Here is a 15,055-nt window from a genome sequence, read left to right as displayed (position 1 = left end):
GAGTGCCAATGGTCGGGGCGGTAGGGCCACGGTCAGGCCGGCGTCGATGACGCGGGCGTGGCACATGGCCGGTCGTCGCGGGCTATCCGGCCCGGCCGACGGACGTCGCCGTCGCCAGGTGGCGACGTCCCAAGGTGCGTACACCAGGCGGCCCATCCGGGGCACACTCGGGTGGCCCGTGAGTGTCCAGGAGGACAACGCCGTATGGCCAAGATGATCGCGTTCGACGAAGAGGCGCGCCGCGGCCTCGAGCGGGGCATGAACCAGCTCGCCGACGCCGTGAAGGTGACCCTCGGCCCCAAGGGCCGCAACGTCGTGCTCGAGAAGAAGTGGGGTGCCCCCACCATCACCAACGATGGTGTGAGCATCGCCAAGGAGATCGAGCTCGAGGACCCGTACGAGAAGATCGGCGCCGAGCTGGTCAAGGAGGTCGCGAAGAAGACCGACGACGTGGCCGGTGACGGCACGACGACGGCGACCGTCCTGGCCCAGGCCCTGGTGCGCGAGGGCCTGCGCAACGTGGCCGCCGGTGCCAACCCGATGGCCCTGAAGCGGGGCATCGAGGCCGCTGTGGCCAGCGTCTCGGAGGAGCTGCTCAAGCTCGCCAAGGACGTGGAGACCAAGGAGCAGATCGCCTCCACCGCCTCCATCTCGGCCGGTGACACCAGCGTCGGCGAGATCATCGCCGAGGCGATGGACAAGGTCGGCAAGGAAGGCGTCATCACCGTCGAGGAGAGCAACACCTTCGGCCTGGAGCTGGAGCTCACCGAGGGCATGCGCTTCGACAAGGGCTACATCTCCGCGTACTTCATGACCGACCCGGAGCGTATGGAGGCCGTCTTCGACGACCCGTACCTCCTGATCGTGAACAGCAAGATCTCGTCGGTGAAGGACCTGCTCCCGATCCTCGAGAAGGTCATGCAGTCGGGCAAGCCGCTGCTGATCATCGCCGAGGACATCGAGGGCGAGGCCCTGGCCACCCTGGTGGTCAACAAGGTCCGCGGCACCTTCAAGTCGGTCGCCGTCAAGGCGCCGGGCTTCGGTGACCGCCGCAAGGCCATGCTCGCCGACATCGCCATCCTCACCGGTGGCCAGGTCATCAGCGAGGAGGTCGGCCTCAAGCTGGACGCCGTCGGCCTCGACATGCTGGGCCGCGCCCGCAAGGTCGTGGTGACCAAGGACGAGACCACCATCGTCGACGGTGCCGGCGACGCCGAGCAGATCCAGGGCCGGGTCAACCAGATCCGGGCCGAGATCGAGAAGAGCGACTCCGACTACGACCGGGAGAAGCTGCAGGAGCGGCTGGCCAAGCTGGCCGGTGGCGTCGCGGTGATCAAGGTCGGCGCGGCCACCGAGGTCGAGCTCAAGGAGCGCAAGCACCGCATCGAGGACGCCGTCCGCAACGCGAAGGCCGCCGTCGAGGAGGGCATCGTCCCGGGTGGTGGCGTCGCGCTGGTGCAGGCCGGCAAGACCGCCTTCGACAAGCTGGACCTGGCCGGCGACGAGGCGACCGGCGCGCAGATCGTCAAGATCGCGCTGGACGCCCCGCTGCGGCAGATCGCCGTCAACGCCGGCCTCGAGGGCGGCGTGGTCGTCGAGCACGTCCGCAACCTCGACGCAGGCCACGGCCTCAACGCCGCCAACGGCGAGTACGTCGACCTGATGGCCGCGGGCATCATCGACCCGGCCAAGGTGACCCGCTCGGCGCTGCAGAACGCGTCGTCGATCGCCGCGCTCTTCCTCACCACCGAGGCCGTCGTGGCGGACAAGCCGGAGAAGACCCCGGCCGCCGCGGCTGCTCCGGGTGGCGGGGAGATGGACTTCTGAGTCCAGTTCCAACGCCGAGAGGGGGCGGGCCGCGTCAGCGGTCCGTCCCCTCTCCGTTTTCCTATGTCGGCAGTGGCCGCTGGTTGCGCCGTTTCTGCGCCCGGTCGTACGGCGGTCGGATCCGGATCGGCTCGTCCACCAGTTCCAGCGGTTCCTCGGCGGCCTGTTCGTCGACGCTGGTCATCTCCGCCAGTTGCTCGGCGTCGCCGTAGTCGAGTCGGTCGAACGGCAGTTGCCCGGGGAGTTCATCGACCGGGGCCATGCTGACCGGTTGGTCTTCGGTCCGTTCGTCATCCGTGGTCATGGCTGCCTCCTCTATGCTGAAACGGTAAGGGGCGTCGATGACCGATGTGGGCGAATGACGTTATTGGCGTCTATATCCCTTTCGCCCTTTTCGTTATTTTGCGGCTCCGTTGCCGATCGCCTTCCGGTACAGGAAGAAAACCCGTTCGATCCGTGCGCCCGCGCTGCCCGAATAGAACGGCACCGGCCCCACCCAGCCGATCTGCGCGGCATCGATCCCCGCCGCGGCCTGGTCCCGCAGGCACCGGCGGAGCAGCACGCCGCCGATGCCCGAGCCCTCGGCCGCCGGGGCGGTGCCCATCGGCCCGAACCAACTCGGCCGCGACGAGCCGTACGCGGCGAAGCCGAGAATTTCGCCGTCCCGCTCCGCGAGGTGTGCCCCCGCCCCGGGCCGGCCCACCGAGCCGGCCAGCTCGGCGTCCCAGGCGCCGCCGAAGGTGGCGCGGGCGAATCCGGCCAGGGCGGGCAGGTCCGCCGGCTCGGCCCGCCGTACCGTCACGCCCCGGTCGGCGAGCCGGCGCTCGGCGGCCTCCGTGGACCGCAGCGCCGGCGAGCCGTCCGACAGGTCCGCGGTCATGTTCCACGCGGTACGGTCCTGCCGGTAGCCCAGCCGCAGCGCGGCGCAGACCGCCGGGGTGTAGCGCACGTCGATGCCCGGCCAGGCGTAGTACGGCGGGTTGCCGGCGAGCAGCAGCTCGGTCGCGCCGAGCCCGGCGAGCCGCCGCTCGGCCTCGCCCAGCAGCGCCCGCCCGACCCCTCGGCGGCGCTCCTCCGGCGTCACCGCCACCAGGTCGACGTGCCCGAGGCGCGGATCCTGCGGCGAGATCGACCCGACCAGCACCCCGACCAGTTCCGGTCCGCGGACCGCGCCGATCAGGGCCACCGGCCGGTCCGTCGCCGCCCGGGTGACCAGAGCGTCGAGGATGGCCGGTGCCTCGGCCGCGTCCTCGGGCAGGTCGAGCGCTCGCCGGCAGAGGTCGACGACCTCGGGCAGCCGGTCATGGCTCGGCTCGATGATCTCCGCGTCCATGGTGGCCGACCCTAGGCCATCCGCCTGCCCGGCGACACCGCCCGACCGGCCCACCGGCCCTCGCCGTGCCCGCCCCGGCCCACGGGCTCCCGCGCCGTGCCGGCTGTTAAGAAGGGGCCCCTGCTATGCCCGAGGCGTTAACAGGGGGCCCCTCCTAATGAGTTCTGGGAGTGAGCCATCCGGCAAACTCCTGGTGGGTAGGTAGCCGCCGGCGGGTGAGCACTTGCTGTTCCTGGACGTCGAGTCCTGATGAAAGATCGTGCCCCTGCCGGTCGGTGAGGAGAGTTGATCGCTGATGGGATGTCGTGCCCGCCCGGTTGTGGCGTGAGCACTGCTTCATTAGGTCGCTGATGGTTCTCCTGCCGGCTACTGACCGTGTTTGCGATCGGAGGCGGGAGACGCGGTGCTGTTCGTGGGAGATGACTGGGCCGAAGACCATCACGACGTTGAGTTGATGGATGCGGCTGGGCGCACCCTGGCCAGGGCCAGGTTGCCCGAGGGCGTCGCAGGGATCACGCGACTGCACGCGATGATCGGCGCGCAGCTCGGCGAGGACGCCGACGGCGCCGGGCAGGTCACGATTGGGATCGAGACCGACCGAGGGCCGTGGGTGCAGGCGTTGATCGCGGCGGGGTACACCGTGTTGGCGGTCAATCCGTTGCAGGCGGCCCGTTACCGTGACCGTCTCGGGGTGTCCGGTGCCAAGAGCGACGCCGCCGACGCGCACATGCTGGCCGACATGGTCCGTACCGACGGCCACCAACTGCGCCGGGTCGCCGGTGACAGTGCCGGATCCGAGGCGGTCAAGGTGGTCGCCCGGATGCACAAGACACTGATCTGGGAACGCACCCGCGCCAGCCAGCGGTTGCGGCACGCGTTGCGGGAGTACTTCCCTGCCGCGTTGGCCGCGTTTGACGATCTCGACGCCGCCGACACCCTTGAGTTGCTGGCCAGGGCCCCGGACCCGGCCAGCGCCGCGAGGCTGAGCATCAGCCAGATCAGCGCGGCCCTCAAACGGGCCCGCCGCCGCGACATCCCGGCCAAGGCCGCAGCGATTCAGGCCGTCCTGCGCGCCGAGCACCTCAGCCAGCCCGCCGTGGTCACCGCCGCCTACGCCGCCTCGGTCCGGGCGCTGATCGCGGTCCTGGGCACGCTCAACGAGCAGGTCAAGGCCCTGCAAGGGCAGGTCGAGGCCTATTTTGGCCAGCACCCGGACGCTGAGATCATCCTGTCCCAACCGGGACTGGGCACGATCCTCGGCGCCCGGGTGCTCGCCGAGTTCGGCGACGCGGCCGACCGCTACACCTCGGCCAAGGCCCGCAAGAACTACGCCGGCACCAGCCCGATCACCCGCGCCTCGGGTAAGAAACGCACCGTCGCTGCCCGGTTCGTGCACAACGACCGGCTCATCGACGCGCTGATGACCCAAGCGTTCGCGTCGCTGAACACCTCGCCCGGCGCCCGCGCCTACTACGACCGGCAACGCGCCCGCGGCGCCAGCTACAACGCCGCGCTGCGGCAACTCGCCAACCGGCTCGTCGGCATCCTGCACGGATGCCTCAAAACCGGCGCGCTCTACGACGAGGCGACCGCCTGGTCGCATCACCTCAACGAGGCCGCTGCTTGACATTCAAGCTCCTGGGATGTCTTTCAGCCCGCCCGCGCGGCGCGGACCGCCGCGTACGCGTCGACCAGGCCGGCACCGACCAGGTCGGCCTCGCCCCCGCAGCGGTTCGCGCTCGGGTGGTTCGGGTGGGAGACCACGCCGGCCGGGCCGGCGGTGTCGCGGAGGATCCGCCGGGTGCGAGCCAGGTCGCCGACCAGCGCCGGGTTGGCCGACCACATCAGCGCCACCACCCCGGCGACGTGCGGCGTCGCCATCGAGGTGCCGGGCAGCGTGGCGTAACCGCCACCGGGGTACGCGGACAGGACGTCGGCACCGGGCGCGACGAGGTCGGGCTTGTCGACGCCACCGGTGGCCGGGCCCCGGCCGGAGAAGGTGGTCAGCTGCCGTTCGCGGTTCACCGCGCCGACGGTCAGCACGTCCGGGTAGGGCGCTGGCGGGTCCGCGATCGAGCCGCAGTACGGGCCGGTGTTGCCGGCCGCGGCGACCACCAGGATGCCGGCCGTGGCCAGCGCGGCGGTGGCCGGCCGGAGCGCTCCCGGGTCGCACCCCTCGATCGGCGGGCAGCCCCAGGAGTTGGTCAGCACGTCCGGCGCCCGGGCCGGCCGCCCGTCGGTGAACGGGTCACCGCCGAGCGGGAACGGCGCCAGCATGAACTGCAGGCAGTCCAGATAGCGCGCCGGGTTGCCGATGTTGCGGTCCAGGTTGACGCAGCCCACCCAGCGGGCCCCGGGCGCCACCCCGATCCCGCCGCGGCCGACCGCGCTGCCGGTCGTGTGGGTGCCGTGGCCGCTCTGGTCGTTCGGCGTACGGGTGTGCGACCACGGGTCGTACCAGGAGTCGTCGCCGCCGCGGAAGCCGTCGGCCAGCGCCGGGTGCCCACCGTCCACGCCCGAGTCCGAGCTGCCGACCACGATGCCGGAGCCGGTCACGCCCAGCTCGGGCCAGACCCGGTCCGCCCCGATCAGGGAGACGTTCCAGGCCGGGCCGCCGGGTGGCGGCAGGTGGCCACGGGCGGCCGGGGCCGCCGCCGGCAGCGGGCGCAGCCGCTGGCTGACCAGCACCCGGGCCACCTCGGGACGGCCGGAGAGCCACGCCCGCACGCCCGGGCCGCCGTCCGTCTCGATCGCGTTGACCAGGTAGTACGGCGTCGGGTGCAGGCGTAGCCGGGTCAGTTCCCGGCGCAGGTTCCCCTGGGTCCGGTCGGCCGTGGCCACCAGCCGCCGGTAGACCTCCGCGGCACGGACGTCCCGCCCGGCCCGTCCCGGTGCCCCGGCCGGGATACCGGTCAGGTCGGCCTGCTCGCGCAGCACCACCAGCAGTCGTTCGCCGTACAGGCCGGGCCGGCCCGGGCCAAGGTGGACCACCGCCACCGCGAGCAGCAGGACGGCGGCGGTCGCCCCGGCCACCCGGCGGCTCGGCGTCCCGGCGCCCGGCCGGGCCAGCAGGACGGCGTACCCGATGGCGAGCAGCACCGCGACGGCGAGCCCGGCGCCGGTCGCGACGGCGACCCAGAACGGCACGTCGCGGGCGGCCACCAGCAGCACCGTGATCTCTTCCGGGTCGGCGAAGGCCAGCGGGCCGAGCACGCCGAGCCCGACCAGCCAGCGGACCGGGGCGCCACCGGCCGGGCGGCCCGCGCGGTGCGCCGCCGCGTGCAGCGCGGCCAGCACGAAGCCGGCCGGTGGCAGCAGGAACAGGGCCGGCAGCTGCGCCCCCGACTGCCCGGCGCCAGCGGCGACCAGCGTCAGGGTTACCCCGGCGACCAGCCCGCCGACCAGCACCAACCGGGCCGGCCGGGCCGGCGTGCCCACGGTGAAGTGCGTCCAGAAGGCGGCGTCGAGCAGCACCCCGGCGAGCGCGCCCAGCGCGGCGGCGGCGAGCGCGGCGAGCAGCGTCTCCAGCAGCCCGCCCAGCGCGCCCAGCCACGCCCAGGGCAGCAGTAGCGCCAGCCCGGCCGCGACCCCGAGCAGGGTCACCGGCTGCGGTGGTCGCCGAGCCTCGGCGTGCGGGACGGCCGCTCGGCGGCGGTGCAGGAGCCGGTCGAGGACGGCTGTGAGCAGCGCGGCGGTGGCGGCCAGCGCGGCCAGGTAGGCCTCCTGGTGCACCGGGGGCACGGTCCGCAGCAGGGTCAGCGCGCCGAGTGCGAGCGTCGCGGCCAGCCAGGCACGGCCGGTGGCCCGGACCGCCGGGGCGCGGGGCAGCAGGGCGAGCGCCAGCGTGGGCGCGCCCACCAGCAGGACCGTGCCCAGGGCGACCACCGGCCAGGTCAGCACCGCCCGGTCCAGGCCGGCCGCCAGCACCGCCTGGTCGACCGCCCAGCCGACGCCCTGTCCGGCCACCGTGACCAGCACGGCCCAACCGCCGGTCAGCACCGCCGCGACCACCGGCCACGGTCCGGTCCCACCCGGACCGGGAAGCGGCGGCGCGGGGGGCGGCGGGACGGGTGGACCGGCGGGTGGTGGGGGACCGACCTCCATGCCCAGTACCGTACGGCGGGACCGGTTCGTGCCGCGGAACGGCCGGGACGGTTACCGTGGACGGGTGCGCGACCCCAACGTGTCCCGATCCGTGGCCGGTCAGCTCTCCGCCGAGCGCCGCGCCGACGACCTGCGCCGACTCCGCGCCGAGCGGTTCGACGTGCTGGTCATCGGCGGCGGGGTGACCGGGGCGGGGGCCGCCCTCGACGCGGCGTCCCGAGGGCTCAAGGTGGCCCTGGTGGAGGCGCGCGACTACGCCGCCGGCACCTCCAGCCGGTCCAGCAAGCTCATCCACGGCGGGCTGCGCTACCTGGAGCAGTTGGAGTTCCACCTGGTCCATGAGGCGCTCACCGAGCGCGGGCTGCTCGCCACCCGGCTCGCGCCGCACCTGGTCCGGCCGGTCCCGTTCCTGGTCCCGCTCCCCGCCCGTCGCGGCCTGCACGACCTGCCCTCGCGGGTCTTCCGCCGCTCCTACTACGGCGCCGGGGTGGCCACCTACGACGCCTTCGCCGGGATGTTCGGCGGGGGGCGGGGCATGCCGCTGCACCGACACCTGACCCGCGAGGGCGCCCGCCGGGTCTTCCCGAGCCTGCGGGCCGACACCCTTGCCGGGGCGATCCGCTACTACGACGGGCAGGTCGACGACGCCCGGCTGGTGGTGACGCTCGCCCGCACCGCGGCCAGCCTGGGCGCCACCGTGGTGACCAGCGCCCGCGCCGTCGGCCTGATCCGGCAGGCCCGCGAGGTGACCGGGGTCCGGGTCCGCGACCTGGAGGCGCCCGCCGGCTCGCCCGATGCCGAGTTCGAGGTACGCGCCCGCACGGTGATCGCCGCCACCGGGGTGTGGAGCGACGACATGTCCCGGATGCTCAACGATGTCGGGCTCCGCCCCGGCCTGCGGGTCCGGGCCTCCAAGGGCGTGCACCTGGTGGTGCCCCGCTCGGCGATCACCGGCGAGGCCGGGCTGATCCTGCGGACCGCCACCAGCGTGCTCTTCGTCATCCCGTGGGGCGGCCACTGGATCATCGGCACCACCGACACCGACTGGCGGCTGGACCGGTCCCACCCGGCGGCCAGCGCGAAGGACATCGACTACCTGCTGGAACAGGTCAACAGCGTGCTCGACCGGCCGCTCACCAAGGACGACATCGAGGGCGTCTACGCCGGGCTGCGCCCGCTGCTGGCCGGCGAGGCGGACTCCACCTCCAAGCTCTCCCGCGAGCACGCGGTCGTCGAGCCGATGCTCGGGCTGCTGCTGGTCGCCGGGGGCAAGTACACGACGTACCGGGTGATGGCCTCGGACGTGGTCGACCGGGCGGCGCGCCGGCTCGGCGCGGTGCGCCCCTCGCGTACCGCCGACCTGCCGCTGCTCGGCGCCGACGGGTACGCCTCGACGTGGCGCGACCGGGCCGACCTGGCCCGCCGTCACGGGGTGCCGGTCGGGGTGGTCGAGCACCTGCTGGAGCGGTACGGCACGCTCACCCTCGACCTGCTCGCCCTGGTCGACGCCGACCCGCTGCTCGCCTCCCCGCTCGCCGGCGCCCCGGAGTACCTGGCCGCCGAGGTCGCGTACGCGGCGCGGGCCGAGGGGGCGCTGCACCTCGAGGACGTGCTGACCCGGCGGACCCGGATCTCCATCGAGACCAGCCACCGCGGCCTGGACTCGGCGGAGCACGCCGCCGAGCTGATGGGCGCGGTGCTCGGCTGGGACGAGGCGACCCGGGCCCGCGAGGTCGCGCACTACCGGGCCCGGGTGGAGGCCGAACGGCAGTCTCAGCTGATGCCGGACGACGTGGCCGCCGATGCGGCCCGGCTCGGCGCCCCCGACGTCCGGGGGTTCGCGGCCGACCGGGGCGCCGACGGCGACGTGGCCGAACCCTCGCCCTCCCGGTAGCCGATCCGCTCCGGCACGGGCCGACGATCATCGCCCGGCCACTCGGCGGGTTCCGACGCAACCTACGGTGGGGTAGGTTGCTCTGCGTGGTTCGCCCTTCTTGGTCGCGCGTCGTACCTTTTTCGGCCGGCGTCCTGCTGGCGATCGCCCTGACCGGCTGCTCTCTGGTCGGCCGGGCCGAGGGTTCCACGACACCGGGGCAGGCGGGGCCGGCCTCCAGCGCGTCGGCGCCCACCGGGTCGCGGCGGGTCTCGCTGATGCAGACGCTGGGCGCGGACGGCCCGGTCCGGTCGCTCACCGTGGAGCCGAACGGAAAGTGGAACTGCCAGGACTGCGCCGGCGACGGGGTCAACTCGACCGGCGCGCTCACCCCGGAGCAGGTGCAGCGGTTGCAGCAGATGCTCGCCGACCCGGGCCTGGCGAACGAGACCGACGAGGCGCGCCGCTACCGGCTGGCCTGCATCGACGCGTTGACCTCCACGCTGCTCATCCCGCCGGGCCTGACCATCACCTCGCAGGACTGCCCCGGCGAGGAGCGGACGCCGATCGCCGGCGAGATCCTGCTGCTGATCACCCAGGCCACCCCGGCCGAGGTCACTGGCTGACCGAGCCGCCCCGCCGGCAGCGGTCACCGGGGCCGCCGGTCAGAGCACCTTGCCGGGGTTGAAGAGGCCCTGCGGGTCCAGTGCCGCCTTGATCGCCTGGTGCACCCGGACCCCGACCGGGCCGATCTCCCGAGCCAACCAGTCCCGCTTGAGCAGCCCCACGCCGTGCTCGCCGGTGCAGGTGCCGCCCAGCTCCAGCCCGAGGCGCATGATCTCGTCGAAGGCCCGGCGACCGCGCTCGACGCTGGCCGGATCGGCCCGGTCGACCACGATGTTCGGGTGCATGTTGCCGTCGCCGGCGTGGCCGACCACGCCGATCGGCACGTCGCACTCCTCGGCGATCCGGGCCACCCCGTCCAGCAGCGCCGCCAGCGAGCCCCGCGGCACCGCCACGTCGTCGATCACCAGGCCGCCGTTGCCGCCCGGGTACGCGGCCGCGGCGTACCGCTCCATCGCCGGGTGGGCCAGTCGCCGGGCCTGGAGCAGCGCCGCCGCCTCGACCCCGTCGGTGGCCGCGTAGACCTCGTCGGCGCCGGCCGCCGCGCAGACCTCGGCGATCCGGGCCAGGTCGTCCGCCGCCCGGGAGCCGGTGTCCACGGCGGCCAGCAGCAGCGCCTGCGCGTCGGTGCGCAGCCCCATCGGCTGGTACGCCTCGATGGCCCGCAGGTGGGTCCGGTCCAGCAGTTCCAGCAGGCTCGGGCTCAGCCCCCGCTCGGCGATCCCGGCCACCGCAGTGCCGGCCGCAGTGGTGGCTCCGAAGACCGCGACCAGGGTCAGCGACTCCTCCGGCGCGGGCCGGAGCGAGACGGTGATCTCGGTAATCACCCCGAGGGTGCCCTCGGAGCCGACGAAGAGCCGGGTCAGGTCGTACCCGGCGACGCCCTTGGCGGTACGCCGGCCGGTGCGCAGCACCTCGCCGGAGGCGAGCACCACCTCCAGGCCGAGCACGTACTCGGCGGTCACCCCGTACTTGACGCAGCACATGCCGCCGGCGTTGGTCGAGACGTTGCCGCCGATGGTGGAGGACTCCCAGGAGCCCGGGTCGGGCGGGTAGTAGAGGCCCTGCTTGGCCACCGCGCCGGCCAGCGTCGCGTTGACCACCCCGGGCTGCACCACGGCGATCCGGCTCACCGGGTCGATCTCCAGGATCTCGTCCATCGCGACCGTGCTCAGCACCACCGCCCCGTCGACCGCGTTCGCCGCCCCGGCCAGGCCGGTCCGGGCTCCCTGCGGCACCACCGGCACGCCGTGCCGGGCGGCCGCCCGGACCACCGCGACGACCTCCTCGGTGCTGCGCGGCCGGGTGACCAAGAGCGGGGTCCCGGCGGCGCAGAGGTCGGCCTCGTCCCGCTCGTGCATCCGGAGCAGGTCCGGGTCGGTCAGCACGGCGGCGTCACCGAGCGCGGCCCGCAGGTCGTCGAGGAGTAGGGAGCCGGACATGCCGGGAAGGCTAGTGTTCCGGGAAGCCGATCATCAACCGGCGGTTCCCACGGGTTAGATTCCCGCCATGCTGTATTTGGACCGGCCAGCCGTGCCCTGGCGGGGACGGCTCTGGTCGCATCTGATCAGCGACGTCTCCTACGCCGAGTTGCACGCCTTCGCCGAGGCGCTCGGCGCACCGCGCCGGGGCTTCGACCGGGACCACTACGACATCCCGGCCGAGCGGTTCCGGGTGGCGGTCTGGCTGGGCGCCCGGGTGGTGCCGAGCCGGGAGCTGGTCCGGCTGCTGCGCGACTCCGGCCTGCGCCGTCCCAAGCATCTGGTCGACCCCAGCTGAGCCGGCCGTCCGGGGATCTGTCCGAGCAAGCGGGAAGTGCAGGATCGCGGGGCGGGTCACGCCGGTGCGCGGAGCGCCGCCAGTTCGCGGGTGAGGTTGGCGCGGGCGGGGGTTTCCCAGCGGCGCGCCAGCGGCGGGAGGCGGAAGAGCGCGGGCAGGGCGAGCAGGCCGTCGAGCACCCGGGCCCGGCCGGCCCGGAAGGCCGGTTCCGGCACGTGCGCGTACTCGCGGCGGACGGCCGCGGCGTAGCGGTCGTACTCGGGTGGCGGGCTGGCCAGGATCGCCAGGTCGGCGTCGCAGAGCAGGGCGCCGTCCGGGTCGTCGCCGGCCACCGCGTGCCCGGCGGTGAGCAGCACCAGTCGGCGTACCTCGGCCACCCCGCCGGCCGACAGCCCCGCGCCGGCGAGCAGGGCGCCGGCGAGCGCGGCACTGGCCCGCTCGTTGGCGTCGCCACCGGCCCGGGGGTCGTAGATCGCGTCGTGGCACCAGGCGGCCAGCCGGACCAGGTCCGGTCGCCGGGCCAGCCCCGCGTGCGCGTCGATCACGTCGAGCACGAGGGTCAGGTGGGCCAGCGCGTGGTAGTGCCGGTGCGGCTCGCGCCAGGCGGCGAGCAGCCGCTCCCCGGCCCGGTCCACCCCGGCAGGATCGGACGCCCCGGCGCCCCGGGCGGCGTCGCGCCACCGCTCGATCAGGTCTCCCACCCGGTGCAGTCTGCCCCACGGGCGCCGGCGGGCGAGGATTCACCCGGTACGACGCGGGTAGTCCCCGCCGTGGCCCAGGACCAAGGACCTCCGCTTGTGCGACGTACCGACCTGAAGAGCGGGCTCGTCGACGTCGACGAGCAGCGGATCGCAGAAGCGGTGGAGCAGCTGCGCAACCGGGGGAAGGCCACCCTGCAGGACCGGCTGCACCGGGTCCGGATGGCGCTGGGCCTGGCCGCCCAGGCGGGGCTGGCCGCCGCGCTGTCCTGGGTCATCTCCCACGATGTCCTGGGCAACCCGCAGCCGGTCTTCGCCCCGATCTCGGCGGTCGGCACGCTGGCCGCGTCCGTCGGTCAGCGGCTGCGCCGGACCGTCGAGCTGATCATCGGGGTCGCGGTCGGGGTGGCACTCGGGGATGCCCTGATCTACCTGCTCGGCGCCGGCGGGTGGCAGCTGGGGCTGGTGGTGACCGCCGCCATCCTGCTGACCATCTTCTTCGGCGGGAGCGTGGCGATCGTGATCCAGGCCGCGGCCACCGCGGTGCTGATCGTCACGCTCAGCCCGATGACCCAGAACCTGGAGATACCACGCTTCGTGGACGCCTTCATCGGCGGTGGGATCGCGTTGGTGGTCACCGCGATCCTGCTGCCGCTCAACCCGCTCCGGGTGATCAACCGGGCCGCCCGCCCGGCGCTGGACCTGCTCGCCGGGCAGCTGGACAGCACCGCCGAGGCGCTGCGCAACCGGGACCGCAACGCGGCGCAGCAGGCGCTGTTCCGGCTGCGGGCGAACAAGGACGAGCTGGCGGCGTTCAGCGAGGCGATCGAGGGAGCCAAGGAGACCAGCAGGCTCTCCCCGGCCCGCTGGCACCGCCGGGACGAGCTGATCCACTACGCCGAGGCGGCCGAACCGATCGACCGGGCGATGCGCAACAGCGGCACGTTGATCCGTCGCGCGGTCACCCTGATCGAGGACGAGGAGCCGATTCCGGAACCGATGCCCGACTCGGTGAGCCACCTCGCCGAGTCGGTCCGCCTGCTCCGGCACGAGTTCGCCGCGGGCCAGGAACCGAACAGGGCCCGGGAGCGGGCCCTGCGCGCGGTAAGCGAGGCCGGCCGGGCGTACACGGACGGGGTGGGCTTCTCCGGCAGCGTGGTGATCGCCCAGGTGCGTACCGCCGCCAGCGACCTCCTGGTGGCCTCCGGGATCGACCAGGAGGAGGCGAACCGGCTGATCCGGCAGGCGTTCGGCGGAACGGAGCAGCGGCCGAGCGGCGAGGCCGAGGAGGAAGCCGCGCCGAAACCGCCGGTAGCGCCCCCGATCGGATGACGGCAGGGGACCTCCGGTCGAGGAGGCGCCGCAAGAACCGGGCGCCCGCTCAGGCGAGCCCGGCCAGGGCGGCGAGCAGGCGATCGACCTCGGCGGTGGTGCTGCCGAGGCCGATGCTGGCCCGCAGCGCGGTGGGAGGCAGGTTTCGCCGCCCGCTCCGGGCGGCCGCCTCGGCGAGCAGCCGCCGGGCCAGCGGGTGGGCGCAGAAGAGGCCATCCCGGACGCCGATCCGGTGGCTGGTCGCCAGGTGGGCGGCCACCTCGGCGGAGTCCCGGCCGGCGACCACGAAGGAGACGATGCCCACCCGGGGCGCGTCCGGGCCGAAGGTGCGCAGCTCCACGACGTGCGGCAGCGCGGCGAGTCCGTCCCGCAGCCGGATCAGCAGTTCCTGCTCCCGGGCGTGCAGCGCGTCCCGGTCGGCGTCCGCGAGCGCGGCGCAGACCGCGGCGAGGGCCACCGCGCCGAGCAGGTTCGGGGTGCCGGCCTCGTGCCGCGCCGGGCCGGTGGCCCAGCGCACCTCATGGGTGCCCGCACCGACGTGACTGGTGGCGCCGCCCCCGGCCAGGTACGGCGCAGCGGCGTCCAGCCAGTCCGACCGCCCGACGAGCACGCCCGCGCCGAACGGGGCGTACAGCTTGTGGCCGGAGAGCGCCAGGTAGTCCACGTCCAGCGCGGCGAGGTCGACCGGCGCGTGCGGGGCGAGCTGCGCGGCGTCCACCAGGATCCGGGCGGAGTGCCGGCGGGCGGCCCGGGCCAGCTCCGCCACCGGCCAGCGCTCGCCGGTCACGTTGCTCGCGCCGGTCACCGCGACCAGCACCGGCAGGCCCGGCCGGGCATCCCGGCGCAGCTCGGCGAGGGCGGCGTCCAGCGAGCGGACCGCCTCGGCGGGGCTGGCCGGCACCGGCAGCCGGACCGAGCCGCGCGGCCAGGGCAGCAGGTTGGCGTGATGCTCCCCGGCGAAGGTCACCACGGTGGTGCCGGCGGGCAGCGCCCGGGCCAGCAGGTTGACCGCGTCGGTGGTGTTCCGGGTGAAGACCACGTGGTCGTCGGCGCGGGCGCCGAGGAAGTCGCCGACCGTCTGCCGGGCCCGCTCGTAGGCCAGCGTGCAGCGCCGCGACAGCGCCCCGGCGCCGCGGTGCACGCTCGCGTACCAGGGGAGGAGCTCGGCCACCGCGTCGGCGGCGGCTCGCGCGCACGGCGCGCTGGCCGCGTGGTCGAGGTTGATCTCCCCCGGCACGCCGAGCACGGCGAGCGGGTCCGGCCCGGCCGGCCGGGCCGGGAGCGCGGGGGGTACGAGGGTGACGGTCATGCCGGAACCTCCGAGGTCCAGGGACCCCGGGGGTGGGCACCGGGACGGGGTCCGCGCTTGCCCAGCACGGTTCGGGCTGGGCCCGGTCATCACCCGGGGCACCCCACCGCGAACTCGACGAGGGTTGCCGGCCAGCAAGCCGGGGCTTGACGCTGGCGCTCGTGACCTTCCCGGCA

The 15,055-nt window shown here is 74.2% G+C and carries 12 protein-coding genes and 1 riboswitch; of the genes, 6 read left to right on the top strand and 6 right to left on the bottom strand.

Annotation, left to right across the window (positions count from 1 at the left end; genetic code table 11):
• Positions 1-204 precede the first annotated feature (204 nt).
• The gene (gene groL / locus GA0070624_RS01830) at positions 205-1,827 is read left to right on the top strand and encodes a chaperonin GroEL (protein WP_091336062.1); all 1,623 of its coding nucleotides are present in this window, start codon (positions 205-207) and stop codon (positions 1,825-1,827) included.
• 61 nt (positions 1,828-1,888) lie between these two features.
• On the opposite strand, the gene GA0070624_RS01825 is transcribed toward groL, so the two are convergent.
• Positions 1,889-2,089: a hypothetical protein gene (locus GA0070624_RS01825; protein WP_176731968.1), complete on the bottom strand. Its 201-nt coding sequence runs from the start codon at positions 2,087-2,089 to the stop codon at positions 1,889-1,891.
• A 135-nt stretch (positions 2,090-2,224) separates the two neighbouring features.
• On the bottom strand, positions 2,225-3,160 hold the full coding sequence (locus GA0070624_RS01820; protein ID WP_091336058.1) for a GNAT family N-acetyltransferase: 936 nt from the start codon (positions 3,158-3,160) through the stop codon (positions 2,225-2,227).
• A 403-nt stretch (positions 3,161-3,563) separates the two neighbouring features.
• On the opposite strand from GA0070624_RS01820, the gene GA0070624_RS01815 reads away from it, so the two are divergent.
• Complete coding sequence (locus GA0070624_RS01815; protein ID WP_091336056.1) at positions 3,564-4,787, top strand: IS110 family RNA-guided transposase; 1,224 nt, start codon at positions 3,564-3,566, stop codon at positions 4,785-4,787.
• A gap of 23 nt (positions 4,788-4,810) precedes the next feature.
• Here the strand turns inward: GA0070624_RS01815 and GA0070624_RS01810 are convergent, their stop codons facing one another.
• A complete protein-coding gene (locus tag GA0070624_RS01810; protein ID WP_091336053.1) occupies positions 4,811-7,264 on the bottom strand; it encodes a S8 family serine peptidase in 2,454 nt (817 codons plus the stop codon).
• A gap of 79 nt (positions 7,265-7,343) precedes the next feature.
• Between GA0070624_RS01810 and GA0070624_RS01805 the strand changes: the two genes are divergently transcribed.
• Both GA0070624_RS01805 and GA0070624_RS01800 read left to right on the top strand, forming a co-directional pair.
• Positions 7,344-9,158: a glycerol-3-phosphate dehydrogenase/oxidase gene (locus GA0070624_RS01805; RefSeq protein WP_091347935.1), complete on the top strand. Its 1,815-nt coding sequence runs from the start codon at positions 7,344-7,346 to the stop codon at positions 9,156-9,158.
• Positions 9,159-9,244: 86 nt separating this feature from the next.
• Positions 9,245-9,763: a hypothetical protein gene (locus GA0070624_RS01800; protein WP_091336051.1), complete on the top strand. Its 519-nt coding sequence runs from the start codon at positions 9,245-9,247 to the stop codon at positions 9,761-9,763.
• Positions 9,764-9,802: 39 nt separating this feature from the next.
• Here GA0070624_RS01800 and GA0070624_RS01795 read toward each other — a convergent pair whose 3' ends face one another.
• Positions 9,803-11,203 carry an FAD-binding oxidoreductase gene (locus tag GA0070624_RS01795; RefSeq protein WP_091336049.1) on the bottom strand — a complete coding sequence of 467 codons (1,401 nt, stop codon included), beginning with the start codon at positions 11,201-11,203 and terminating at the stop codon, positions 9,803-9,805.
• Positions 11,204-11,270: 67 nt separating this feature from the next.
• Between GA0070624_RS01795 and GA0070624_RS01790 the strand changes: the two genes are divergently transcribed.
• Positions 11,271-11,540: a DUF4031 domain-containing protein gene (locus tag GA0070624_RS01790; RefSeq protein WP_091336047.1), complete on the top strand. Its 270-nt coding sequence runs from the start codon at positions 11,271-11,273 to the stop codon at positions 11,538-11,540.
• Between the two features lie 56 nt (positions 11,541-11,596).
• On the opposite strand, the gene GA0070624_RS01785 is transcribed toward GA0070624_RS01790, so the two are convergent.
• Entirely contained in the window at positions 11,597-12,241 is a 645-nt protein-coding gene (locus tag GA0070624_RS01785) for an HD domain-containing protein (RefSeq protein ID WP_091336045.1), read from the bottom strand.
• 96 nt (positions 12,242-12,337) lie between these two features.
• Here GA0070624_RS01785 and GA0070624_RS01780 point away from each other — a divergent pair, with 96 nt between their 5' ends.
• The gene (locus GA0070624_RS01780) at positions 12,338-13,570 is read left to right on the top strand and encodes an FUSC family protein (protein ID WP_245718621.1); all 1,233 of its coding nucleotides are present in this window, start codon (positions 12,338-12,340) and stop codon (positions 13,568-13,570) included.
• Between the two features lie 49 nt (positions 13,571-13,619).
• Here the strand turns inward: GA0070624_RS01780 and GA0070624_RS01775 are convergent, their stop codons facing one another.
• Positions 13,620-14,879 carry an aminotransferase class V-fold PLP-dependent enzyme gene (locus GA0070624_RS01775; RefSeq protein ID WP_091336042.1) on the bottom strand — a complete coding sequence of 420 codons (1,260 nt, stop codon included), beginning with the start codon at positions 14,877-14,879 and terminating at the stop codon, positions 13,620-13,622.
• Between the two features lie 48 nt (positions 14,880-14,927).
• Positions 14,928-15,046: riboswitch (SAM riboswitch) on the bottom strand.
• Between the last annotated feature and the right edge of the window lie 9 nt (positions 15,047-15,055).

Origin of the sequence: Micromonospora rhizosphaerae (genome assembly GCF_900091465.1) — a bacterium.
In the GTDB taxonomy this organism is placed as follows: domain Bacteria; phylum Actinomycetota; class Actinomycetes; order Mycobacteriales; family Micromonosporaceae; genus Micromonospora; species Micromonospora rhizosphaerae.
This window is presented reverse-complemented; position numbering and strand designations above follow the sequence as displayed.

Bases quoted from the DNA above. Each gene is read 5' to 3' on its own strand.
- GA0070624_RS01820 (WP_091336058.1), bottom strand. From the start codon at position 3,160: ATGGACGCGGAGATCATCGAGCCGAGCCATGACCGGCTGCCCGAGGTC.
- groL (WP_091336062.1), top strand. From the start codon at position 205: ATGGCCAAGATGATCGCGTTCGACGAAGAGGCGCGCCGCGGCCTCGAG.
- GA0070624_RS01790 (WP_091336047.1), top strand. From the start codon at position 11,271: ATGCTGTATTTGGACCGGCCAGCCGTGCCCTGGCGGGGACGGCTCTGG.
- GA0070624_RS01810 (WP_091336053.1), bottom strand. From the start codon at position 7,264: ATGGAGGTCGGTCCCCCACCACCCGCCGGTCCACCCGTCCCGCCGCCC.
- GA0070624_RS01795 (WP_091336049.1), bottom strand. From the start codon at position 11,203: ATGTCCGGCTCCCTACTCCTCGACGACCTGCGGGCCGCGCTCGGTGAC.
- GA0070624_RS01775 (WP_091336042.1), bottom strand. From the start codon at position 14,879: ATGACCGTCACCCTCGTACCCCCCGCGCTCCCGGCCCGGCCGGCCGGG.
- GA0070624_RS01825 (WP_176731968.1), bottom strand. From the start codon at position 2,089: ATGGCCCCGGTCGATGAACTCCCCGGGCAACTGCCGTTCGACCGACTC.